Annotated in this window: 23 protein-coding genes; 12 read left to right on the top strand and 11 right to left on the bottom strand. The window is 61.8% G+C overall.

The genetic code is table 11. The annotated features are described in order from the left end of the window. Positions 1-267 (top strand): hypothetical protein (locus tag ACQY7U_RS02380; RefSeq protein ID WP_428641580.1); only part of this gene is annotated, 267 nt, incomplete at its 5' end. A gap of 128 nt (positions 268-395) precedes the next feature. On the opposite strand, the gene ACQY7U_RS02375 is transcribed toward ACQY7U_RS02380, so the two are convergent. Next, entirely contained in the window at positions 396-851 is a 456-nt protein-coding gene (locus tag ACQY7U_RS02375; protein ID WP_428641578.1) for a hypothetical protein, read from the bottom strand. Positions 852-1,273: 422 nt separating this feature from the next. Here ACQY7U_RS02375 and ACQY7U_RS02370 point away from each other — a divergent pair, with 422 nt between their 5' ends. Continuing rightward, positions 1,274-2,233: a GlxA family transcriptional regulator gene (locus tag ACQY7U_RS02370; RefSeq protein WP_428641576.1), complete on the top strand. Its 960-nt coding sequence runs from the start codon at positions 1,274-1,276 to the stop codon at positions 2,231-2,233. Between the two features lie 85 nt (positions 2,234-2,318). Here ACQY7U_RS02370 and ACQY7U_RS02365 read toward each other — a convergent pair whose 3' ends face one another. Then, positions 2,319-3,080, bottom strand: coding sequence for an IclR family transcriptional regulator domain-containing protein (locus tag ACQY7U_RS02365; RefSeq protein ID WP_428641574.1), 762 nt, complete (start codon positions 3,078-3,080; stop codon positions 2,319-2,321). A gap of 129 nt (positions 3,081-3,209) precedes the next feature. On the opposite strand from ACQY7U_RS02365, the gene ACQY7U_RS02360 reads away from it, so the two are divergent. From ACQY7U_RS02360 to pcaF, 3 genes are read left to right on the top strand one after another with little or no spacing between them, the layout of a single operon-like run. Further along, entirely contained in the window at positions 3,210-3,917 is a 708-nt protein-coding gene (locus ACQY7U_RS02360; protein ID WP_428641572.1) for a 3-oxoacid CoA-transferase subunit A, read from the top strand. Further along, positions 3,905-4,591, top strand: a complete 687-nt coding sequence (locus tag ACQY7U_RS02355; protein ID WP_428641570.1) for a 3-oxoacid CoA-transferase subunit B — start codon at positions 3,905-3,907, stop codon at positions 4,589-4,591. The genes ACQY7U_RS02360 and ACQY7U_RS02355 overlap by 13 nt, the downstream gene beginning before the upstream one ends. Before the next feature lie 10 nt (positions 4,592-4,601). Next, entirely contained in the window at positions 4,602-5,804 is a 1,203-nt protein-coding gene (gene pcaF, locus ACQY7U_RS02350; protein WP_428641568.1) for a 3-oxoadipyl-CoA thiolase, read from the top strand. A 19-nt stretch (positions 5,805-5,823) separates the two neighbouring features. Here the strand turns inward: pcaF and ACQY7U_RS02345 are convergent, their stop codons facing one another. Continuing rightward, positions 5,824-6,714 carry a LysR family transcriptional regulator gene (locus ACQY7U_RS02345; RefSeq protein WP_428641566.1) on the bottom strand — a complete coding sequence of 297 codons (891 nt, stop codon included), beginning with the start codon at positions 6,712-6,714 and terminating at the stop codon, positions 5,824-5,826. A gap of 144 nt (positions 6,715-6,858) precedes the next feature. Here ACQY7U_RS02345 and ACQY7U_RS02340 point away from each other — a divergent pair, with 144 nt between their 5' ends. Genes ACQY7U_RS02340 through ACQY7U_RS02325 form a run of 4 tightly spaced genes read left to right on the top strand, consistent with a single transcriptional unit; the run spans position 6,859 to position 9,692 of the window. Then, complete coding sequence (locus ACQY7U_RS02340; protein ID WP_428641564.1) at positions 6,859-7,266, top strand: DoxX family protein; 408 nt, start codon at positions 6,859-6,861, stop codon at positions 7,264-7,266. 48 nt (positions 7,267-7,314) lie between these two features. Then, positions 7,315-8,280, top strand: a complete 966-nt coding sequence (locus ACQY7U_RS02335; protein ID WP_428641562.1) for a glutathione S-transferase family protein — start codon at positions 7,315-7,317, stop codon at positions 8,278-8,280. After that, positions 8,277-9,047, top strand: coding sequence for a DODA-type extradiol aromatic ring-opening family dioxygenase (locus ACQY7U_RS02330; protein WP_428641560.1), 771 nt, complete (start codon positions 8,277-8,279; stop codon positions 9,045-9,047). The genes ACQY7U_RS02335 and ACQY7U_RS02330 overlap by 4 nt, the downstream gene beginning before the upstream one ends. 42 nt (positions 9,048-9,089) lie before the next feature. Next, on the top strand, positions 9,090-9,692 hold the full coding sequence (locus ACQY7U_RS02325; protein ID WP_428641558.1) for a LysR family transcriptional regulator: 603 nt from the start codon (positions 9,090-9,092) through the stop codon (positions 9,690-9,692). Here the strand turns inward: ACQY7U_RS02325 and ACQY7U_RS02320 are convergent. Next, the gene (locus ACQY7U_RS02320) at positions 9,630-9,887 is read right to left on the bottom strand and encodes a hypothetical protein (protein WP_428641586.1); all 258 of its coding nucleotides are present in this window, start codon (positions 9,885-9,887) and stop codon (positions 9,630-9,632) included. The genes ACQY7U_RS02325 and ACQY7U_RS02320 overlap by 63 nt on opposite strands. Before the next feature lie 323 nt (positions 9,888-10,210). Here ACQY7U_RS02320 and ACQY7U_RS02315 point away from each other — a divergent pair, with 323 nt between their 5' ends. Next, positions 10,211-11,284 (top strand): maleylacetate reductase, encoded by a 1,074-nt coding sequence (locus ACQY7U_RS02315; RefSeq protein ID WP_428641556.1) that lies wholly within the window; start codon positions 10,211-10,213, stop codon positions 11,282-11,284. A 121-nt stretch (positions 11,285-11,405) separates the two neighbouring features. Then, entirely contained in the window at positions 11,406-12,545 is a 1,140-nt protein-coding gene (locus tag ACQY7U_RS02310) for a fumarylacetoacetate hydrolase family protein (RefSeq protein ID WP_428641554.1), read from the top strand. Positions 12,546-12,670: 125 nt separating this feature from the next. Here ACQY7U_RS02310 and ACQY7U_RS02305 read toward each other — a convergent pair whose 3' ends face one another. From ACQY7U_RS02305 to ACQY7U_RS02275, 7 genes are all read right to left on the bottom strand, one after another. After that, positions 12,671-14,458 carry a gamma-glutamyltransferase family protein gene (locus ACQY7U_RS02305; protein ID WP_428641552.1) on the bottom strand — a complete coding sequence of 596 codons (1,788 nt, stop codon included), beginning with the start codon at positions 14,456-14,458 and terminating at the stop codon, positions 12,671-12,673. 26 nt (positions 14,459-14,484) lie between these two features. Further along, on the bottom strand, positions 14,485-15,354 hold the full coding sequence (locus ACQY7U_RS02300; protein ID WP_428641584.1) for an ABC transporter permease: 870 nt from the start codon (positions 15,352-15,354) through the stop codon (positions 14,485-14,487). A 5-nt stretch (positions 15,355-15,359) separates the two neighbouring features. Further along, positions 15,360-16,307: an ABC transporter permease gene (locus ACQY7U_RS02295; protein WP_428641550.1), complete on the bottom strand. Its 948-nt coding sequence runs from the start codon at positions 16,305-16,307 to the stop codon at positions 15,360-15,362. Positions 16,308-16,368: 61 nt separating this feature from the next. Beyond that, the gene (locus ACQY7U_RS02290) at positions 16,369-17,874 is read right to left on the bottom strand and encodes an ABC transporter substrate-binding protein (RefSeq protein ID WP_428641549.1); all 1,506 of its coding nucleotides are present in this window, start codon (positions 17,872-17,874) and stop codon (positions 16,369-16,371) included. Positions 17,875-17,900: 26 nt separating this feature from the next. After that, positions 17,901-19,001 (bottom strand): ABC transporter ATP-binding protein, encoded by a 1,101-nt coding sequence (locus tag ACQY7U_RS02285; RefSeq protein WP_428641547.1) that lies wholly within the window; start codon positions 18,999-19,001, stop codon positions 17,901-17,903. After that, positions 18,998-20,011 carry an ABC transporter ATP-binding protein gene (locus tag ACQY7U_RS02280; protein ID WP_428641546.1) on the bottom strand — a complete coding sequence of 338 codons (1,014 nt, stop codon included), beginning with the start codon at positions 20,009-20,011 and terminating at the stop codon, positions 18,998-19,000. Before ACQY7U_RS02280 ends, ACQY7U_RS02285 begins: the two co-directional genes overlap by 4 nt. Next, positions 20,001-20,717 carry a FadR/GntR family transcriptional regulator gene (locus tag ACQY7U_RS02275; RefSeq protein ID WP_428641544.1) on the bottom strand — a complete coding sequence of 239 codons (717 nt, stop codon included), beginning with the start codon at positions 20,715-20,717 and terminating at the stop codon, positions 20,001-20,003. Before ACQY7U_RS02275 ends, ACQY7U_RS02280 begins: the two co-directional genes overlap by 11 nt. A gap of 682 nt (positions 20,718-21,399) precedes the next feature. Here ACQY7U_RS02275 and ACQY7U_RS02270 point away from each other — a divergent pair. Continuing rightward, positions 21,400-22,444, top strand: a 1,045-nt coding sequence (locus ACQY7U_RS02270; protein WP_428641582.1) for a transporter substrate-binding domain-containing protein, incomplete at its 3' end; no start/stop codon positions are given.

Raw genomic sequence — 22,444 nt, 5'->3', positions numbered from 1 at the left:
CAGGATCCGGCGTTTTTTGTCGAGCCGGGCCAGTATCTTGATGCCGGAGGTTGGATCGCAAAAGTCCTGGAAAACCCGATGGTGAAATGTTTCAAGTCTCGGTGTGATCAGGCTCCCGCAACCAATAAACAACCCGTCAGTCCTGCTGACGGTTTTTTGTTCGGGAAAGTGGATACAGATTTGAAACTGACGGGGACCCCGCAAAACCGGCCCAAGCCCGACGCAGCGGGGGAAAAACAACAAAAGACGAAACCCGAAATCAAATAACAAAAATCCCAATTTTGGGGGTATTTTTCGATACGCCACGCTCTTGAAACATGACCGTCAACAATCAGAAGCCTCAGAACTTATTCAAAAATTTGAAAGCGAGCAGTTCTTGAGCGTCCGGCGGAAATTTATCTCCTGCTGCCTTCCAGGTGCGCGGCTACATCCTTCAAAATATGATCATGTTTCCAGGTTTTAGATTTCAAGACATTTTTGAGTGCGTGAATCTCTTCTGTCGTAAGGGCCAGATTTGAAAGTCGATTGTTTGCGAGAGTCCTTATGTTTCCGAACTTCATCCAATCGAGAAGTGACATGAAACCTAAGAAAGCCAGCACCCAAACGACGAAAAGCAATACAAAAGATAGCGATGTGGGCAGCAGTGCGTCCAGCTTGCCAATTCCCAACCAGGTCATGAGATCGATCAGCCAGAAAAAGGAGCGTGCTGCCAGGGCTCCAGTTGTCAAGAACAACAGGATAGGGACGGCATCATGCAGGTTCTTGTACCGGTCAATTTCTTTGATCCGATCGAGCGTATTTTCCAATTCGTCGGAGGCGCCGGAATGTGCTTTTGAAATCTTGACAGTCATCTCTAGCCTCCTGAATGAGGCATGTGCAGCGATCGTCGGAACGTGTTGGGTTAAGACTATTGTCGCATTCGCGCTTCTATTGGACGCCGACAATAAAATATCACACTTTGCGAACACCGTCGCTCCCGTGTACCCCGCAAGGAGGGCCGGACCCCACGCAGAAGGGGCAACACCAAACAAATCCCCAGCCTGAAACGAAATATAAAAGGCCCTCTCTATGGGACGGGAAGCTTCTGGCGTTTTGCAGCAGGGGGATTGCGGGCGTCCGTGCGTTAATCGCTGGCCTCCAACGCCCCAGGCGGCTAAGGATATTTGCGAGACCGAAAGGTCTTTCAAAACGATTTTCGCCTCGAGGTCTCAAAACCCGGTGCGATGTCGAGACATGGATTTCATCGTTCGGGGCAGGGGACAGAACATCACCGGTGACTGACGGGAAAAAAGAGAAACACTCCTTCGAGATCTTTGTTCAGCCCGGTTTTTCGGAGCTCGAACTGGCGTCGGTTGTTTCGGTGCTCCGCACGGCCAATGATGCCCTGAACAAGGATTTGTTCTCCTGGTATCTGACTTCCGATTCTCCCGGATTCGTTGAGAGCAGCACGGAGATCCTGGCGCGGGCACACCCGGCAATCGGCGATCAGTACCTGCGCGACTGCCTGTTCGTGATTGCCGGTCGGGAGCGGCCCGAGCGCGGATGGATGGTTCGTGTGAAGGCCATGCAGCGGCTGCAACGGCGGGCGGTGCTGTTGTCCGAGGCCGCTCGCAAATACGTCCAGGCAGGGAAGTCACAGGATGCGCCCGTTACCGCTCACTGGCGGGACGTGACCCTTCTGCGTGAAGCCGGCGACTATCCGTCGCTCTCCGAACGGCTTGGGGAAGAAGACGGCGGTGTCCTGACCTGTGCGGGACACGGGCATACGGTGGAAGCCGTGATCGGGGTGCTGGGTGACTTCCTTGAACCGCGTGAATGCGCTGAAATCGCGGAGTTCCTCGTTGTAGAGACCGTGCGTGATTTCTCGCAGGAACAGCCCAAGGTCCTGAGTTCCCAAACGGACTATCTGGACAGGAGGCTGCAAAAGGCAGTCGACCTCATGGAGCGCAGCGTTGAAGAACCCTTGCCGCTGCCGGATCTTGCCTATCAGGTCGGGGTATCCTCCCGCCATCTGGAGCGCCTGTTCATATTTTATCTCAAGACGTCACCCGCGAAATTTTACAAGAAGGTACGATTGCGAAGAGCGCGCGTCCTGGTGCAGAACACCAACCTGTCGTTGATCGAAATTGCTCTGGCATGCGGCTTCCAGACAGCGGCCACCTTTTCAAGGGCATTCAGGATCGAATACGGCAAGACACCCGCTCAACACCGGAAGGGCGACCCGATTTCCTGACTGACCTCATCGAGGTTCAGACTGTGCCATCGGCATGCGGCAGTCCCTGTCGGTCTCACGAGGCAACGGTGTTGAACGGTATGCTTCACGCGAGCACCCGTTTGAGCCCGGCCTGCACTTTCAGCAGGGCCGGAAGGTAATCCGTTGCCAGGTCTTGGGACGATTTCTGTGTGGCCGCCAGCCCGATGTTGAGCGCGGCGACAACCTTGCCATGTGCATTGAACAGCGGCACGGCGATGGACCGCAGGCCGATCTCGACTTCCTGATCGTTGATCTCGTAACCCCGGGCCGTTACCTGCACGATCCGCTCAGCGATATCCTTTGGATCCGTCAGCGAGAAGGCCGTGCGCGGTGACAGATCGGATCGGTTGAGAATGTCCATCATCTCCTCCTCGGGAAGGCTGCCGAGAAGCACGCGGCCCATGGAGGTGCAATGGGCGGGCAGGCGCGAGCCGGGCATCAGGCCGATCGACATGACTCTCTTCTGCGCCGCACGGGCGACATAGACGATGTCGGTGTCGTCGAGAATACAGACCGAGGTGGATTGACCGATCTGCTCGGAGAGCTGGTCTAGCCAGGGCTGCACGATATGCGGCAGGGGCAGGGCCGCCAGGGCCCCCATGCCGAGCCGCAGGATGCGCGGCGTGAGCTGGAAGAACTTGCCGTCATAATCGGCATAACCGAGTTCGTGCAGCGTCAGGAGACAGCGCCGGGCCGTGGCGCGGTCGAGCCCCGTGGCGGCGGCCACGTCGGTGATCGCCAGCCGGGGGGTCTCAGCACGAAAGGTCTCGATCACGCTGAGGCCCTTTGCGAGCGAGGCGATGAAGTCGGTGGGTTTGTTCAACATGCGAACGAAAAATCACACGATCTGAACAAATGTCAACATGCGCCCAAATACGGTGGCGCAAGACATTCCTGCAGCCTATCAATTGCCTCCGAAAGTGCCGGATCGCTTCCGGCTGTCTGGAGGAAATTGATGGACAAGACGATTGCCTCACCGGCTGAGGCTGTCTCGGGGATCCCGGACGGCGCCACGGTGATGATCGGCGGTTTCGGCGGTTCCGGTGCGCCGATCGAGCTGATCCACGCCCTGATCGATCACGGCGCGAAAGACCTCGTTGTGGTCAACAACAATGCCGGCAACGGCCATGTCGGGCTTGCCGCCCTGATCGAGCAGAAGCGGGTCGCCAAACTGATCTGTTCCTTTCCGCGATCGGCCGACCCACGGGTCTTTACCGAACTTTATCTGGCCGGCGGCATCGAGCTGGAACTGGTGCCCCAAGGCACGCTGGCGGAGCGTATCCGGGCAGGCGGTGCGGGCATTCCCGCCTTCTACACGCCATCCAGCTATGGCACCGACCTTGCCGAAGGCAAACCGGTCGCAGAATTCGACGGCAAGCACTATGTGCAGGAGCGCTGGCTGAAGGCCGATTACGCCCTGGTCAAGGCGGAACTTGCCGATCCGCACGGCAACCTGACCTACCGGATGGCCGCCCGCAATTTCAATCCGCTGATGTGCATGGCGGCACGCCACACGATCGTGCAGGCGCGGAAGATCGTCCCGCTCGGCGGCATCGATCCGGAGCAGGTGATCACGCCCGGCATCTTTGTCACCAGCGTGACTGAAGTTTCGGATCCGCAGCAGGAAGAGGTTCTGAACCGCGCGGAGGCATGCTACCCATGATCAATGACATCAAGCTCTCCAACGCCCAGATCGCCTGGCGCGCCGCGCAGGACATTGCCGACGGCGCCTATGTAAACCTCGGCATCGGCTTTCCCGAAATGGTCGCCAAATACCAGCCCGAGGGACGGCAGGCGATCTTCCATACGGAAAACGGCCTCCTCGACTTTGGCGAGGCTCCGGCGCCGGGTGAAGAGGACTGGGACCTGATCAATGCGGGCAAGAAGGCGGTCACGCTGAAGCCCGGTTCTTCCTTCTTCCACCACGCCGACAGTTTCGCCATGGTGCGCGGCGGTCATCTCGACGTCGCGATCCTCGGCGCCTACCAGGTGGCACAGAACGGTGACCTGGCGAACTGGTCGACCGGCAAGGGCGGCGTCCCGGCCGTCGGTGGCGCGATGGACCTGGTCCATGGTGCCAAACGGGTGGCCGTCCTCACCGACCACGTCACCAAGAAGGGCGAGCCGAAACTTCTTCAGGCCTGCTCCCTGCCGCTGACCGGTGTCGGCTGCGTGACCCGCGTCTACACCTCGCTCGCCGTGGTGGACATCGCGGACGGGCATTTCGTGCTGCGGGAAAAACTTGCCGCGATCTCACTTGAGGATCTGCAGGCGGTCACCGGGGCTGAGTTGAAAATCGATGGTACGGTCGCCGATCTCACCGTGCCGGAAATCTAAGAGGCTGTTGATGCAAGACGTCTTTATCTGCGGTTATCGCCGCACTCCGATCGGCCGCTTCGGCGGCGCTCTTTCCTCCGTGCGCGCCGACGATCTCGGCGCACTGCCGATCCGGGCGCTCAAGGAGAGCCTCGACATCGACTGGGCGGCCGTGGAGGAAGTGTTCTACGGCTGCGCCAACCAGGCGGGCGAAGACAACCGCAACGTTGCGCGCATGTCGGCACTGCTGGCAGGCCTGCCGGAAAGCGTGCCGGGCACTACGCTGAACCGGCTGTGCGGCTCCGGGATGGATGCAATCATTTCGGCGGCTCGTGCGATCAAGGCGGGTGAAATGGATCTGGCGATCGCCGGCGGTGTGGAAAGCATGTCGCGGGCACCCTTCGTCATGCCGAAGGCCGAAACCGCGTTTTCCCGGAACAGTGCGGTTTACGACACCACCATCGGCTGGCGCTTCGTCAATCCCCTGATGAAGGCGCAATACGGCATCGATTCCATGCCGGAAACCGGCGAGAACGTCGCCGAGGATTTCGGTATCTCCCGTGAGGATCAGGATGCGTTTGCCCTGCGGTCGCAGCAAAAGGCGGGCGCCGCGATGGAGAGCGGCCGGCTGGCACAGGAAATCACCCCGGTCACGATCCCGCAGCGAAAGGGCGAGGCGATCGTGGTTGAGCATGATGAACATCCGCGCCCGGCGACCACCCTGGAGCAGCTTGCCAAGCTGAAAGCACCCTTCCGCGAAGGCGGCACCGTGACCGCAGGCAATGCGTCCGGTGTGAACGACGGCGCCGCGGCCCTGATCGTGGCTTCGGAGACGGCGGTCAAGGCTCATGGCCTTACTCCCATTGCGCGGGTTCTGGGCGGGGCGACCGCCGGTGTTCCGCCGCGGATCATGGGTATCGGCCCGGCTCCGGCGTCCAAGAAGCTGATGGTGCGGCTCGGGCTGACCCAGCAGGATTTCGACGTGATCGAACTGAACGAAGCCTTTGCCAGCCAGGGGCTCGCCACGCTGCGCGATCTCGGCATTGCCGACGACGACCCGCGCGTCAACCCGAACGGTGGCGCAATTGCTCTTGGTCATCCTCTCGGCATGTCCGGTGCCCGGATCACCGGAACGGCGGCGCTGGAGCTGAGCCTGACCGGGGGTAAACGGGCGCTGGCGACGATGTGCATCGGTGTCGGCCAGGGCATCGCCATCGCACTGGAAGCGGTCTGACAGGAGGGCCGCGTCTCCTTCAAAATTCCGAGCGGGATACGGCCAGAAAATCCAGGAAAGCCCTGACACGGCGCGGTACGCCGCGCCGTCCTCCCAGATAGACGGCATGAATGTCCAGGCTCGGAGCGGCATGGCCGGGCAGGACACGCCGGAGCCGTCCCGTTGCCAGATCCTCCGACACGGCATAGTCGGGGATCAGGGCGATTCCCTGACCGGCAAGACAGAGGTCCCGCGCCGCCCGTGCGGAATTGACCAGAAAACCGGCCTGGACATCGACCACAGTGACCACTTGTCCGTCACTCAGCGGCCAGCCGCCGTGGCCCCGCATGTTCGTGTCCCGGATACAGTCATGCCGCAGAAGGTCTTCCAGAATTTCAGGCTCGCCGCGTCTCGCCAGATACTCCGGCGAGGCCACCAGCAGGACCGACGTTTCCGAAAGCTTTCGCGCGATCAGGGCCGAATCCGGCAGCAGGCCGATCCGGATCGCAAGGTCGATGCCCTCCGCTGCGAGATCCACGAAGACGTCTGACAGGCGCAGGTCGATGACAAGCTCCGGGTGGAGTTCACGGAACCTGCAAAGCAGCCGCTGGACATGCAGTTCGCCGTAGGTAAGGGGGGCGGACACGCGGAGTGTCCCCGTCAGGCGCGATCCTTTCTCCGACAGCTCCGATCTGATTTCGTCGAACTGGTCCAGCCAAGCGGGCAGCCGGGCATAAAGCCGTTCGCCCGCAGAGGTCATTCCGAGCCTGCGCGTGGTGCGTTGCAGCAGGCGGGTGTCGAGCCGGTCTTCCAGCGTGGCCAGGTATTTGGACGCTAGTTTGCCCGAGATTCCGAGCTTCCGGCCGGCACCTGCGAAGGAGCCGGTTTCCACACTCGCCACGAAAACACGCATTCCGTCTATCAAGTCCATGCAATCTCACTCGGAACATTTTGGGGATAGTGCCTCCTCATATTCTCCATTTTATGGATTCCCCGCAAGGGGCATATTTCAGGTCGAACCGGCGCAGAAGGCGCCACAGATCGACCGCTTTCATTCGCGGGAAAGGACCTCGACATGATTGACAGTAAATCCGCCCCCTACGCCGCCCTGATCCTCCGGCTGACGACCGGTCTCCTGTTTGTCGCGCATGGCCTGACCAAGCTCTTTGTCTTTACCCCGGCCGGAACCGCCGGTTTTTTTGAAATGCTCGGTCTGCCGGGCTGGCTCGGCGTTGCCACCATGGTTGCCGAAATCGCGGGTGGCGCGGCGCTGATCCTTGGGGTGAAGACCCGGGAAGTTTCCGCGGTTCTCGTCTTCGTTCTGCTCGGCGCCGCCTTCTTTGCCCATCTGCCCAACGGATTCGGCTGGACGAATGCCAACGGCGGCTGGGAATATCCGGTGATGTGGGCCCTGGTGCAGGCCGCATTGGTGGCGCTTGGCGATGGCGCCTATGCGCTGGTTCCGTCCCGCAAGCTCTCCTGACCGGCGAGCAAACGTCTGCTGCAGTATCCGTGTATCAGGAGAGAAACCATGCTTGTTGACGGAAAATGGGTCGGCGATTGGCAGCCGGTCCAGGCGAAGGACGAAAAGGGACGGTTCATCCGGCAGATTTCGTCCTTCCGCAACTGGGTCACGCCCGGCGGCGAGCCCGGCCCAACCGGGATGGGCGGCTTCAAGGCCGAAGCGGGCCGTTACCGGCTCTATGTCGCGCTGATCTGCCCCTGGGCGTCCCGAACGCTGATTGCCCGAGAACTGAAGGGACTGAGCGGCATAATCCCGGTCACCGTCGTCAGTCCGAAACTGACGGACCAGGGTTGGGAATTCGGCAGTTATCCGGGAGCGGACGAGGAGCCGCTCTTCGGGGTACGGCACATGCACCAGCTCTATACCCGCGTGGACAAGCGGTTTACCGGCCGGGCGACGGTGCCTGTCCTGTGGGACATGAAGCAGGGCCTCATCGTCAACAACGAAAGCGCGGATATCCTGCGCATGTTCAATTCGGCTTTTCAGGCGCTTGTGCCCTCGGACCTGGATCTTTACCCGGCCGGGCTTGCCGGAGAAATCGACGCCTTGAACGCGCGCCTCTACGACAAGCTGAACAACGGGGTCTACAAGGCCGGATTCGCCTCCTCCCAGGAAGCCTACGAAGAGGCCGCGGAGGGCGTCTTCGAAATCCTGGACGAACTGGAAGACCGGCTGAGCGGTGAGTATCTTGTCGGTGACCGTTTGACGGAAACGGACATCCGTGCCTTCGTGACGCTGATCCGTTTCGATGCCGCCTATCATGGCCTCTTCAAGCTCAACCGCAAACGCATCGCCGACTACCCGCGTCTGACGGCATTCCTGGGACGGATGATGGCGCTGCCGGGTGTCGCGGGCACGGTCAACATGGATCACATCACCGCCGGATATTATTCGGTCAAGGCCCTGAACCCCGGTGGCATCCGGCCGATTGGACCTAAGCATGTCTGCGCCATGCTGGAGAGCACGCGATGACACTGCCGGCTCTCTTTGTCTCCCATGGAGCACCGGACCTTCCGCTCTCCAACACGCCGGCGCGCGGCTTCACCGAAAGCCTCGGGTCGCGCTATCCGGACGCCCGGGCGGTGCTGGTGGTATCGGCTCATTGGGAGGGCCGGGTGAACACGGTCGGGGCTGCCGAGCGGCCGGAAACCATCCATGACTTCGGCGGCTTCGACCCGCGGCTCTATCGCCTGCAGTATCCCGCGCGGGGCTCCACTGAGCTTTCGCAGCGGTTGAGCGAACTGCTCGAAGGTGCAGGTATTGAACATGCCCGGGACAACCGGCGCGGACTTGATCACGGTGCCTGGGTGCCCCTGCTGCTGGCGTTTCCGGAAGCGGAATTGCCGGTGGTGCAACTGTCCCTGCGCTGGGGAGCATCGGCTGCCGAGAATTTTGTCCTCGGTCAGGCGCTGGCCCCGCTGAGGAAGGAAGGCGTCCTGATCGTGGGGTCAGGGGCAACGGTTCACAATCTGCGCGCCCTCGCACCGGAAGGCTCGCCGCCGCCGGAGTGGGCCGTCGATTTCAACAACTGGGTCGTTGAGGGTGTCACGAGCGGCAATGTCGAAAAACTTCTCGCCTTTCCGGACACTCCAAAGAGTGCGCGGAGTGCCCATCCGACACACGAACACCTGATGCCTGTGTTCGTCGTTCTGGGGGCAGGCGGCGGCAGCGGGCGCTTGCTGCATCAAAGCTTTTCCTACGGATCGATCGGCATGACCAGTTTCGAGGCGGGTGCTTGAGGCATACCGCAGCGAAAATGATCTGTTCCGGGAGGGGGCGAAATGGAGTTCCGGCAACTCAGATATTTCGTGGCGGTTGCGGACGAGGGCAATATCGGCAGAGCCGCGCTGCGCCTGAACATTTCGCAGCCGCCGGTTACCCGTCAGATCCAGGCGCTGGAATATGAGCTCGGCACCAAACTCTTCGTGCGTACTCCGCAGGGGGGCGAGCTGACGGAATCGGGGAAAGACTTCTATCGGGATGCCCAGAACATTCTGGCCAATGCCAGGAATGCCGTCGATCGGTCGCGAGCCGTCGAACGGGGACGAACCGGTCGCCATCCTCATGCGGACGGGCATATCCTGCGGATTCCCCGACAAAATGCGCGCAAAACAGGATGGTTTCCTGCGCGGCATAATCGGCCAGTTTTTCCCGGCGCGTTGCGATCGCCTCAGCCGGGTCGTTGCAGAAGATCGTCACCAGGCCGGTTTTCACCATCTGGAGCGGGTGGTGCATCAGGTTCGCGCAAAAGGCGGCGGCGATCCGGCCGCCCTGCCAATATTCCAGTCCGGTCATGCCGGGCGCATGGGCTGCCAGGTCGATTACGCGCAGGCCGGAAACAATCTCGTCGCCCGGTGCGACCGTCTCGAACAGGCCTTCCTTAAGAACCGGCAGGACGCAATCGGCGATCGATCCGGCCATGTACCCGACCGGACTTTCGCCGAGGTCCAGAATTCGAACTCGGTTTCCAGCACCAGGTGCCGGGCATTGGCGAAGGTTGGCGTCCAGTTTCCACCGATCTTGCGTGTCAGCCGGCCGATGTGATCGACATGCAGATGCGTCAGGTAGACGATGTCGATGTCTTCGGGGGCATTCTGGGAAGTGGACCTGCCGCCATGAGGGCTCTCCTTTCACGTTCAGTCCGGGTCGGCGTCAGCCGATGGGATTTCCTGGCGAACGTGCCGTGGTCTTTTCCGCAAGGTCCAATACCTATGAGTGAAAACGGTCATACGGTTGAGGCATGGCAAGCCTGGAACACCGCAAAATTCTGCCGGTCATGCACATTCGGAATGACCACTTATGCAGGAAGGTATTGGACGCGGGCTGGAGAGGCGGTGCAGCTTGGCGCGAATGAGTGGAAGGGAACGGGGATCGATGGAAGGGGAAACCGGTGTCGTCATTCGTGAGTGACTTCCAGCTGCGCATTGCTCCGGTCAAGGTGCGCTTCGGTGCCGGGGTCCGGCGGCATCTGGCGGAAGAGGTCGAGGCTCTCGGTGCCTGCCGGGCGTTGATCCTTTCGACGTCCGGGCGCGCGGAAACCGCCCGGCAGCTAGCAAGCGGTCTTGGCGGGCGGGCCTGCGGGACCTTCGCAAAGGCTGCCATGCACACGCCGGTGGAGGTGACGCGGGAAGCGGTTGCCAAGGCCACGGACCTGCAGGCCGATTGCATCATCGCCGTCGGCGGCGGTTCCACGACCGGGCTCGGCAAGGCCATTGCCTACCGCACGGACCTGCCCCAGATCGTGGTGCCCACCACCTATTCCGGCTCCGAGGCAACGCCGATCCTCGGCCAGACCGAGAACGGCATCAAGACCACGCTGACGGACAGCAAGGTGCAGCCGGAAGTGATCCTTTACGATGCCGAACTGGTTCAAGGCCTGCCGGTCGGTATCACGGTGACCAGCGCGCTCAACGCCATGGCGCATGCGGTCGAAACCCTTTACGCGAAGGACCGCAATCCCTTGTCTTCCGCGCTGGCGCTGGAAGGTCTGAAAGCCTTCCGTGAGGCGCTGCCGGCCGTGATCAAATCACCGCACGACCTGAACGCCCGTGGCAAGACCCTCTACGGCGCGTGGCTGTGCGGTTCGGTGCTGGGGCAGGTCGGCATGGCCCTGCACCACAAGCTCTGCCACACGCTCGGTGGTTCCTTCGGTCTTCCGCATGCCGAAACCCATGCGATCCTGCTTCCGCACACGGCCGCCTACAACGAAGGTGCGGTGAGGGAGATCTTGCAGCCGGCCGCTGATCTCTTCGGCGGTGGACTGGGGGACGGTCTCTACGCGTTCGCAGGCCAGATGGGGGCTCCGCGCGCCCTGAGGGACATCGGCCTGAACCGGTCCGATCTCGACAAGGCCGTGGAGCTTGCCGTCCGCAATCCTTACTGGAACCCGCGCCCGGTCGAGCGAAGCGCCATTCGAGAGCTGTTGCAGCGTGCCTTTGAGGGAGCGCCGCCGGAAGATATCGATGGCCGGTCATGAGTGGTCTGCAAAAAAAATCCGAACCGGGAACGGAATAGCGCCATCCCGGCCTTTCAAAATCCGGCGGTAGTTCCCCTGATGAACAGAGATTTTTATCCGCCCAACTGATCCGGAGCGTAACATGAGCGAATTTCCCGAAACTGGCACCCTTGTTGGCCGCGTGTGGCTTCCGGCGGAAAACGGTCCCGGGGTCGTCACGCTGCGCAACGGCGCTTTGACCGACATCACCAGCAAGGCGGCGCCGACGGTTCGCGACATCTGCGAGATGGACGATCCGGCGGGGTATGTGCAAGGCACGGCCGGACGGGAACTCGGATCACTGGAGGAGATTGCCCGGAACGAAGCAGGAGACCTTTCGAAGGTCCATTTCCTGGCACCCTGCGACCTTCAGGCGGTCAAGGCCTGCGGCGTGACATTCGCGTCCTCAATGGTCGAGCGGGTGATCGAGGAACAGGCGGCCGGGGACCCGCAAAAGGCCGAAGGCATCCGAGGCCGGGTCGGCACGCTGATCGGCCAGTCGCTGCGCAATATCCGCGCGGGCTCGCCGGAAGCTCAAAAGGTGAAAGAGGCGCTGATTGCTGAAGGGCTGTGGAGCCAGTATCTGGAAGTCGGTATCGGCCCGGACGCGGAAGTCTTTTCCAAGGCGCAGGTCCTCAGTTCCGTCGGCCACGGCGCCGAGGTCGGTCTTCACCCGGTCTCCAACTGGAACAATCCGGAACCTGAAGTCGTTCTGGCGGTGTCGTCGAAGGGCCGCATCGTCGGCGCAAGCCTCGGCAACGACGTCAATCTGCGCGACGTCGAGGGCCGCTCCGCACTGCTCCTGTCGAAGGCCAAGGACAACAACGCGTCCTGTGCCATCGGACCGATGATCCGGCTGTTCGACGAGACTTACTCGCTCGATGACGTGCGGAACGCGGAACTCGACCTCACCGTTACGGGCGAGGACGGGTTCGTGCTGAAGGGCCACTCCTCCATGCGCGAAATCAGCCGGGACCCGGAAGACCTCGTGCGGCAGACCGTCGGGCGCCATCACCAGTATCCGGACGGTCTGGTGCTGTTCCTGGGCACGCTGTTCGCACCGACGCATGACCGGGACGTTCCGGGCGAGGGTTTCACGCACAAGCTGGGCGATGTGGTCGAGATCACCGCGCCCGGCCTCGGCACGCTGCGCAACACGGTGCGTCTTTCCACCGACTGCGCCGAATGGACTTTCGGGGTCAGCCACCTCATGCGCAATCTGGCCGCGCGCGGTCTGATCTGAAGCGGCCTGCCGGAACCCTGCCGGGTTTTGGAAGAAGTCTCGCGCGGGCAAATATAAACGAACAAAAAAGCCCCGCGGCAACGCGGGGCTTATTGTTTCTCCGAAACCTTTAGGCACTGGTCAGGTCAGCGGCCAACCGCATAGGCCTGCATCAGGCGGGGCGTGGCGCCGGCTCTCAGCGTGCCGTCCGCTTCGCGTCTTGCAGCGGTGAGGCGGCCGACGGTCCAGTTGCCGGAAACATCTATCAGATGGCCGCGGGCCCTCAGGGCGTCTATAGTTTCGGCACTGAAATTGCCTTCCGCCATCAGGTGGCCCGGCTGGCGCTGCCGCGGGTGGAACGATGTCGGGAAATGGGTGGTGTGGAACAGGGGCATGTCGATCGCCTCCTGAAGGTTGAGGCCGTGATGAACCAGCCGCAGGAACAGGGACAGCTGCCACTGGTCCTGCTGGTCGCCGCCGGGGGTGCCGAAAGCCAGTGTCGGCCGGCCTTCCTGGAAGGCAAGGCTTGGTGTCAGGGTCGTGCGTGGCCGTTTGCCGGGCTCGAGGCTCGAGGGCAGTCCTTCTTCCAGCCAGAACATCTGCGCCCGGGAGTTAAGGCACAGCCCGAGAGCCGGGATGACCGGAGAAGACTGCAGCCAGCCGCCGGAGGGTGTCGCCGAAACCATGTTGCCCCAGCGGTCGATGATGTCGAGATGAACCGTATCGCCGCGCCGTTCGGAGAGATGCGCCATCGTCGGTTCGTAAAGCCCGGCATTGGCGACGCCCGCACGTTCGATCACCGCCATGTTTCTGGAGACCTGGTCTTCAAAACCCGGCAAGGTGCCCGGGCGCAGGTCGAAGGACGCCTTGTCCGAGATCAGGCTGCGGCGGCCGGAGTTGTATTCCTCCGAAAGCAGCCGGCTCATCGGCACGTCGACGAAGTTCGGATCGCCGTAGTAGACCTCCCGGTCCGCATAGGCGAGCTTCATGGCCTCGGCGACATGGTGGACGAATTCAGGGCCTGCCGGGTCCATGCCCGCAATGTCGAAGCCTCTAAGCAAGGCAAGTGACTGAAGCATGACCGGTCCCTGACCCCAGGGGCCGGTCTTGGCGATGGTCCAGTCGTGATAGTCATCGGTCAGCGGATCTTCGTAAGCCGCGCTGTACGACGCCAGATCGTCTGCCGTCAGCACGCCCTTGTGCCTGCTTCCGGACCCGTCCATGACCTCGGTGGTTTCCAGAAACCGGCCGATCTCCTCGGCAATGAAGCCCCGGTAGAAACAGTCGCGCGCGGCGTCGATCTGCTGTTCGCGACCTGTTGCGCCTTCTGCCTCCTTGAGGAGGCGGGTCCAGGTTTCCGCCAGGACCGGATTGCGGAACATTTCGCCCGCCTCCGGTGCCCTGCCGCCCGGCAGCCAGGTTTCATGGGAGGTCGGCCATTCTGCTTCAAAGAAATCCTCCAGGCCCGCAATCGCGGCGGCAGCGCCGCGCAACATGGGCTGGCCTTTCTCGGCATAGTAGATTGCCGGTTCGAGGACGTCGCGCAGGCTCAGGGTGCCATGGTCGCGCAGCATCAGCATCCAGCCGTCGAACGCCCCCGGAATGACGGTGGCCAGCAGGCCGTTGCCCGGAATGAGATCCAGTCCCTCGGCATTGTAGCGAGCAATGGTGGCTCCGGCGGGCGCCGGGCCCTGTGCGCAGAGGACTTTCGTCTCGTTCCGCTGCGCGTTGTGGAAGATGACGGGCAGGTCCCCGGCCGGACCGTTCAGATGCGGTTCCAGAACCTGCAGGACAAGCCCGGTGGCAACGGCCGCGTCAAAGGCGTTGCCGCCCTTTTCCAGAATGCTCATGCCGACGGCGCTGGCAATCCAGTGGGTGGAGGTGACGACGCCGAAGGAGCCTGTGATCTCGGGGCGGGTGGTAAAAGTCGACATGATTAACTCTGTTCGTTGAAAATGTGTCAGGTTTCGCGCGGGTCGAGCGCATCGCGCAAGCCGTCGCCGAGGAGATTGAAGCCGAGCACGACTAGGAAGATCGCGGCGCCCGGCCACCAGGCCATCCAGGGTGCCTGGGTCATGAAGTTCTTGGCCACGTTGAGCATCGATCCCCAGCTGGGGGCGGGCGGCTGCTGGCCGAGGCCGAGGAAAGAGAGGCTGGCCTCGGCGATGATGGCGGTTGCCACCGTCAGGGTCGCCTGAACCAGGACCGGTGCGAAGACGTTCGGCAGAATGTAACGGGCCATGACGGCAAAGTGGGTGAGCCCTATGGCCCTTGCGCCTTCCACATAGTCCTCGGTCTTGACCGCCAGAACCTGACCGCGTGTCAGGCGGACGAATATAGGCATCGCCGACAGACCGATGGCGATCATCGCGTTTGTCAGGCTCGGGCCGAGAAAGGCGGCAAGGGCGATGGCGAGGATGAGAAAGGGCGTTGCCAGGAGCGCGTCGGTGATGCGCGAGACCAGCTGGTCGATCCAGCCGCCGAAATAGCCCGAGATCAGGCCGAAGGGAACACCGATCAGGACCGCGATTAGCACGGAGACAACGCCGGCCATCAGGGAGGCCTGTGCGCCCCAGATCATGCGCGAGAGAATGTCCCGGCCGATCTCGTCCGTGCCGAGCCAATAGGCGGCCGAAGGCGCCTTGCGAACCGCGCTCCAGCTGGTTGCCGCGGGATCGGCAATCGGCAGCAGAGGCGCGGCGGCGGCGATGGTGATGAAAAAGGCGACGATGACGAAACCGAACAGGGCGCTCCTGTTGGCCTTCAGCTTCTTCCAGGCCCGGTTTTCAGGCCGGACGGTCTCTTCCGCCGGTTCGGCGACAGCGTTCAAAACGGTCACAGGCTGCTCCTCATGCGCGGATTGAGTAGGAAATACAGAATGTCGGCGATCAGGTTCATCAGGATGAAACCGGCTGCCGTGCACATGACGACGCCCTGCACCACGGCGTAGTCGCGGGTGAAGACCGCATCGACGATCAGCTTTCCGAAGCCGGGAATGGTGAAGATCTGTTCCGTCAGAACGGCCCCCGCGAGCAATTCGCCGAAGAGCAGGGCGCTTAAGGTGACGATCGGCAGCAGCGCGTTGCGGAAGGCGTGTTTCAAAATGACGGCGGGTTCCAAAAGGCCCTTGGCGCGCGCCGTGCGGACATAGTCCGCCTTCAGCACACCAAGCATGGCGGAGCGGGTATGGCGCATCAGGGTCGCGGCCAGGGCGGTGCCGAGGACGAAGGCCGGCATGATCATCGTCTGGAGCGACTTGAGCGGATCCACGAAGGGAGATTCATAGCCCGAGGCCGGCAGCCAGCCCAGATGAACCGATACCAGCATGATCAGCATGATGCCGAGCCAGAAGTTCGGGATGGACAGTCCGGACAGGGCGATGAAGTTCGCGGCATAATCGATGGCGGTTCCCTTCTTGACCGCCGAAAGAATGCCGGCGGGAATGCCGACGGCAAAGGCGATCACCATGGCCATGAAGGCAAGCTGGATCGTGACCGGCAGCTTGTCGGCGATCAGTTCCGTAACGGGTTGATGCGTGCGCAGGGAGATGCCGAGGTCGCCCTGTAGCATGGCCTTCATCCAGTAGAGGTACTGGTAGATCACCGGGTCATTCAGCCGGTACTTCTCGCGGATGAACTCCAGAACCTCCGGATCCCGCTCCTCGCCGGCCAGGACCAGTGCGGGGTCTCCGGGCAGCAGCTTCTGCAGGACGAACACGAAGACCGACACGAGCAGAAGCGTCGGAATGGCGATGACAAGACGGCGTGCGATATAGGACAGCATTCAGGGTCTACCGGGCTGGGCCGGAACCCGGCGGCGAGCCGGGTTCCAACGGGCGTCAGGTTTACTTCAACGCGACGTTTTCGAGACGGATCATCCCGTCCGGATAGGGGGTGAAGCCGTCCAGCTTGCCGGACAGCGCCCAGATCCAGGTCGGGTGGTAGAGATAGACGATCGGCAGATCGTTGATCAGGATGTCCCTGGCGGCGTCGTATTTGGCCTTGCGAACCTCCGGATCTGTGCTCTGACGGGCCGCATCCAGCAGGGCGTCGACTTCCGCATTACAGTACTTGCTGTCGTTGATGCCGCCCTTGCAGGTCATGAACTGATGGATGTTGCCGTCCGGATCGACCCGGCCTGACCAGCCGACCTGGCTGCCCTGGTAGTTTCCGGCAGACTGGTCCGCCAGCAGACTGGCAAATTCCATGGACTTCAGCTTGACGTTGAAGCCCGCTTCCGCGGCCATGGCCTGGACAACCTGCATCATCTGGGTCTGCACCGGGTTGTTGGTGACCTGAACCTCGACATCGAGGCTGTCATAGCCGGCTTCCTTCAGAAGTGCCTTGGCCTTTTCAACGTCGCGTGCCGGGACCGGATAATCCTTGTCATACCAGGGGCTGGTCGGCGGGAATGGCTGGTTGCCGGGAGCAAACGCCCCTTCGAACACGACCTGATTGATCGCATCGCGGTCGAGCGACAGGCTGAAGGCCTGACGGATCCTGGGGTCGTTGCCGAAGGGGTTGTCGCCCTTCTCCGTGTTGTTGATGTTCACGGTGATGCCCTGGTAACCGAGGCTGACGGCTTCGGCGTACCCCAGGTTGGCATCGCCCTTCACCGAGGCGACATCCGTGGCGGCCAGGCGCTCGAGCATGTCGATGTCGCCTGAGCGCAGATTGGCAAGGCGCACGGTCGTGTCCGGGATCGGCAGGAAGGTTACGGTGTCGAAGTGGATGGCGTCCTTGTTCCAGTACTTGTCAAACTTGCCCAGAACGATGCGGTCCTGCTGGACCCGTTCGACGAACTTGAACGGGCCCGAGCAGACCGGATTGGCGCCGAAGTCGGCCCCGGCAGCCTCGGCGGCGGTGGGGGAAATCATCATGCCGGCGCGGTCGGCAAACTGGGCAAGCAGCGTTGCATCCGGTGCCGTCAGGGTGATTTTCACCTGCAGCGGGCCGCTGACTTCGACGCTTTCGACGGACTTCACCTCGCTCTTGCGGCGGCTCTCCGGAAGGGTCTTGGAGCGTTCGATGTTGGCCTTGACCGCTTCTGCATCAAACGGCGTGCCGTCATGGAAGGTGACGCCTTCGCGCAGATCCATGGTCAACACCTTGCCGTCGTCGGACCAGTTCCAGCCCGTGGCAAGCTGCGGAATGATCTTCAGGTCCGGGGTGATGTCGACCAGTTTGTCACACAAGGATGTGTAGACGATACGGCCGACGAAGGTCCGGGACTGATCAGGGTCCAGCACATCGGCATCGTCCTGCAGGCCGATGCGCAGATCGGCTGCCTGTGCGGCCGATGCCAGTGTTGTTGCGCTGAGCAGCAGCGCGGCAAGGAAATCCTTACGCATGTGTCTCTCCTCTCGGAAGTTTCGATTTATGAAGGTGAGGCCGTCATCGGCTCTTGTTGTTGGCTGCGTTCGCGGAACAGTGCGAAGCGTTTTTCCGCCGCAATGCTCCTTTCCGGTTCCCTGGCGGAATCCGGTGGGGTCTCGGCAATTTTCTCCCAGTGATGGCAGGCGACGCTCCGGCCGGTGCCGGTTTCGGCAAGCTCCGGTTTCTTGCTGCCGCAAATGCTGCTCGCGTGCGGGCAGCGCGGATGGAAACGGCAGCCGGAAGGCGGTGCGAGCGGGGACGGAACGTCGCCCGCCAGCGTGGCTTTCATGGACCGGCTGCGGGGCGAGGGGATCGGGATCGCTCGCATCAAGGCCTGCGTATAGGGGTGGAGCGGCCGGTCGTAGAGCGCGTCGTTCGGTGCAAGTTCCACGACTTCACCGAGATACATCACGGCGACGCGGTCGCTCATGTGGCGGATGACAGCAAGATCGTGGGCGATCAGGATCAGCGTCAGGTCGAATTCGGCTTTCAGGTCCTCCAGCAGATTGATGACCTGTGCCTGGACGGAGACGTCGAGCGCGGAGACCGGTTCGTCACCGACAATCACCCTGGGACCGCTGGCAAGCGCCCTTGCGATGCCGATGCGCTGGCGCTGGCCGCCGGAAAACTCGTGCGGATAGCGATTTGCGAGTGCCGGGCGCAGGCCGACCTTCTTCAAGAGATCCGCAACCTTCTTGCGCCGCTCGGTGCGGGATAGGGCGGTATGCACCTTCATCGGTTCCTCGATCAAGGCACCGACGGTCATGCGTGGATTGAGGGAGGAAAACGGATCCTGGAAAATGAATTGCAAGTCCTTGCGCAGGCGCCGCATCTCTTTTTCCGACAGGTCGGAAATATCGTTGCCGTCGTAAATCACCGCGCCGCTTGTCGGCTGCAGCAGGCGGACCAGCAGCCGGGCAAAGGTGGACTTGCCGCAGCCGCTTTCGCCGACGATGGAAAAGGTTTCGCCGCGCCTGATTTCCAGCGAGACCTCGTTGACCGCGCTGACGGAAATGGCGGGGCCGAAGAAAGGCTTCCTGCCGGAAAAGCGCTTGGAAACCGCGTGCGTCTCGATGATTTTTTCCGCTGTCGCAGTGCTCATGCGGTGGCCTCCGTGAAGGCGGCTTCAAGGGGGGCGAAGTGGCAGGCCGCGCGGTGAGCCGGCCCAAGTTCGGCCAGGGAAGGCGCCCTGGCGGCGCAGTCGGTTTTCGCAAAGGGACAGCGGGGCGTGAAACGGCATCCGTCCGGCATGTTGCCGATGGCCGGCACCATGCCGCCAATTGTCGCCAGACTGCCGGAGCGGGGGCCGATAGACGGAACGGAGCTCATCAGTCCGATGGTGTAGGGGTGCTGCGGATCGTCGAAGATAGCGTCCACGGGACCTTCCTCAACCACGCGTCCGGCATACATCACCGCCACCCTGTCGGCGATCTCGGCCACCACGCCGAGGTCATGCGTGATCATGATGAGGGCGGTGCCGGTTTCCCTCTGCAATTCCTCGATCAGGTCGATGATCTGGGCCTGGATGGTGACGTCCAGTGCGGTGGTGGGCTCGTCGGCGATCAGGACCGCGGGGTCGTTGGCAAGCGCCATGGCGATCATCACGCGCTGCCGCATGCCGCCCGACAGTTCATGAGGATAGTCGTTCAGCCGGGTGCCTGCGGCCGGGATCCTGACCCGTTCCAGCATCTCCAGCGCGCGTTGACGTGCCTGGGGCCGGGTTACAGGCTTGTGGCGCAGGACGACCTCTGCGATCTGGTCTCCGATCCGGTAGGCAGGGTTCAGCGAGGTCATTGGTTCCTGGAAAATCATCGAGATGGTATTTCCGCGCAGGTCCGCCATGGCGCGCTGGGGAAGTGTCAGCAGATCCTGTCCGGCGAACCGGGCCGTTCCGGACATCACTTGTGCCAGGGTCCGGGGCAGCAATCCCATGAGAGACAGCGCGGTGACAGACTTTCCGCACCCGCTTTCCCCGACGATGCACAGCGTGTCGCCCGGATAGACGGCAAAGGAAACGCCATCGACGATATTGGCCGGAGTTCCCCGGAAACGAAGCGCCAGGTTCTGAACCTCCAGAACCGGTTTTGCGCCCGGCTGACCGTCAGTCGGCATCGGTTGCCTCGGTGGCGCTTTGAAAGAGCAGGCGCTCCTGCAGGGCCAGCAAGTGGCTACGCATGGCCTTTTCCGCCGCGATCGGATCACGATCTCCGATGGCCTTGATGATGTCGGTATGCTGGGACCTGTAGAGCGTCAGCGAGTCCCGGGTCCGCAGTGCCTCGCGCACATGCCGCCAGGCGGTGTCCTGGCGGACCCGATCAACCACGTCGAACAGCGCCAGGAACAGCGTGTTGTTGGCAGCGCGTGCAATGGCGCGGTGCAGCGCGCTGTCCCAGAGTTCCCGGCTGTCCATGTCGTCCGCCTTGCTGACGCGGTCTGCAAGTTCGCGCATCGCGGCAATGTCGGACGCATTCGCGCGCAGGGCCGCGAGCCGGGCCAGAACGGGTTCGATCTGCAACCGGACTTCCATCACCTCGAGCATGTTGGAATTTTCGTGCAGTGTCTCGATCTGCTTTTCAGGGCGAGCCGGTTCGCTGCCGATGAACGTTCCCGCGCCCTGCCGGCGCCAGATCTTGCCTTCCGTTTCGAGAACTTCCAGTGCGCGCCTGACGGCCCTGCGGCCGACACCGATCGTCTCGCATAACTCCCGCTCGGTAGGCAGCTGCTCGACGCCTTCCACGTTAAGCTGATCGACGATGATCCTGAGGCGTTCCAGGGCCATGCTGGAATTTCGCTGTGCGGGTCTGTCCTGGTCGGTCATGATGTTCCAATGCGAACCAATTTGAATTGGTTGCATTATTGGCGGCATAATTTTCGGTTCGCAAGTGCTCTCAATTTTAATTTTCGAGTTCCTGAATATTTTGGATCTTTGTTGGTTCGGTCCGAATCTTGATTGATGTTGAGCTGGGAATGTTTAGTAAGATATTGAAAATTAATATGAAAAATAGTTGACTCATTCTTGTTGGTGGTCTGCGCTGATCGTCCGTTTTCGGTGTTGGCGCGAATTTGTGCAATGGAACAAATTTTCAGCGATCTCTCAAAGCGAGGGCGTTAGGGGATTGTGAGAAAGTATGTGTCGTAAATTCTGGAAATTGATTCCGAAAATTATCTGAATTGAGTGTATTTTTTTCAATCTTTTCAAGGAAATTGCCCGATTTTGCGAAGGGAATACGTGAATAGGAGATGACTTCTGGATTGGTTCGGGGTTATCGTGCTGCAGGAGCCGGAGGGGTGGTGAAATTTTGTGCGTGGTGGATCCTTGGGCGCGGGGGCGATTGACAAGCGCATTTTCTTCGGCAATCCTGAAACTCAAATAGCGGCATCCGTTCAGCCGCATGGCAATCGTGCCCCGATCTGTCGCAGGCGTTCCTGCGGGTCGGGGTTTTTTTGTGCCCGGGGTCAGCACGGCTTTGCCGCACTGGTCCGGGGAGGTGAAGGTGAATATGTCCCTCAGGGAAATTCCGGTCGGCGTCCTGTTCTCGAAATCCGGGTCCTATTCGGTGATCGGACAGGCAGGCTATTGGGGCGCCCGGATCGCCATCGATGAAATCAACGCTTCCGGGCTGTTCGATTTCCGCTTCCTCAGGGTCGACGGTGATCCGAAGGGGGCGGCGGAAGCCTACGCGGTCGAGGCGGACCGCATGCTGCGCGAGGCCGGCTGCCGGCACATCATCGGGACCCAGACATCCTCCAGCCGCAAGGAAGTGCTCCCCGTTATGGAGCGCGGACGCGGCCTGCTCTGGTACACCCCGCCCTACGAAGGCTTCGAAAGCCACGACCGGGTGGTCTACACCGGCGCCTGTCCGAACCAGGGCGTGGTTCCGCTGTTCCGCCACATCGTTCCGGAGTTTGGCCGCAGGGCATTTCTTCTCGGATCCAACTACATCTGGGGCTGGGAAACCAACCGGATCGCCCGCGAACTGCTGGCCGGATGCGACGGCGAGGTCCTGGGCGAACGCTATGTCGCCATCGGCGACGAGGACATCGATCACCTGATCGCGGAAATCCGCGAGAAGCGGCCGGACTTCATCTTCAACAATCTGATCGGCGACAGCAGCTACGCGTTCCTGCGGGCGATGAAGGAGCTTGGCCGCCAGGATCCCGCCTTTGCTCCCAACCGCTGCCCGATCCTGAGCTGCAACCTGACGGAAGCCGAGTTGCCGGTGCTGGGAGAGGCCGCCGAAGGGCTCATTTCCACCTCGACCTATTTCGAAACGCTCGAAACTCCGGAAAACGCTGACTTCCTCGCCCGTCTCGAGGGGCTGCGCGGAAGAGACGCGGCAATTTCCTCAATGTTCGTCGCCCCTTACGAGGCGGTCTGGCTGCTGGCGCGCGCCATTGAGGCCTGCGGCTCAGATGCCCCGGACGACCTGCTGGCCGAGCTCTGCCGTCAGCCGCATCGCACACCCTTGCGCGAGATCCGGATCGATCCGCAGACCCAGCATGCCTGGCTGCAGCCGCTGATCGCCGTTGTGGAAATGACCGACC

This window comes from Roseibium sp. (genome assembly GCF_050301095.1).
Taxonomy (GTDB): Bacteria; Pseudomonadota; Alphaproteobacteria; order Rhizobiales; family Stappiaceae; genus Roseibium.
Note: the sequence above shows the minus strand (reverse complement) of the source record. Positions and strands in the feature narration are given on the sequence as shown.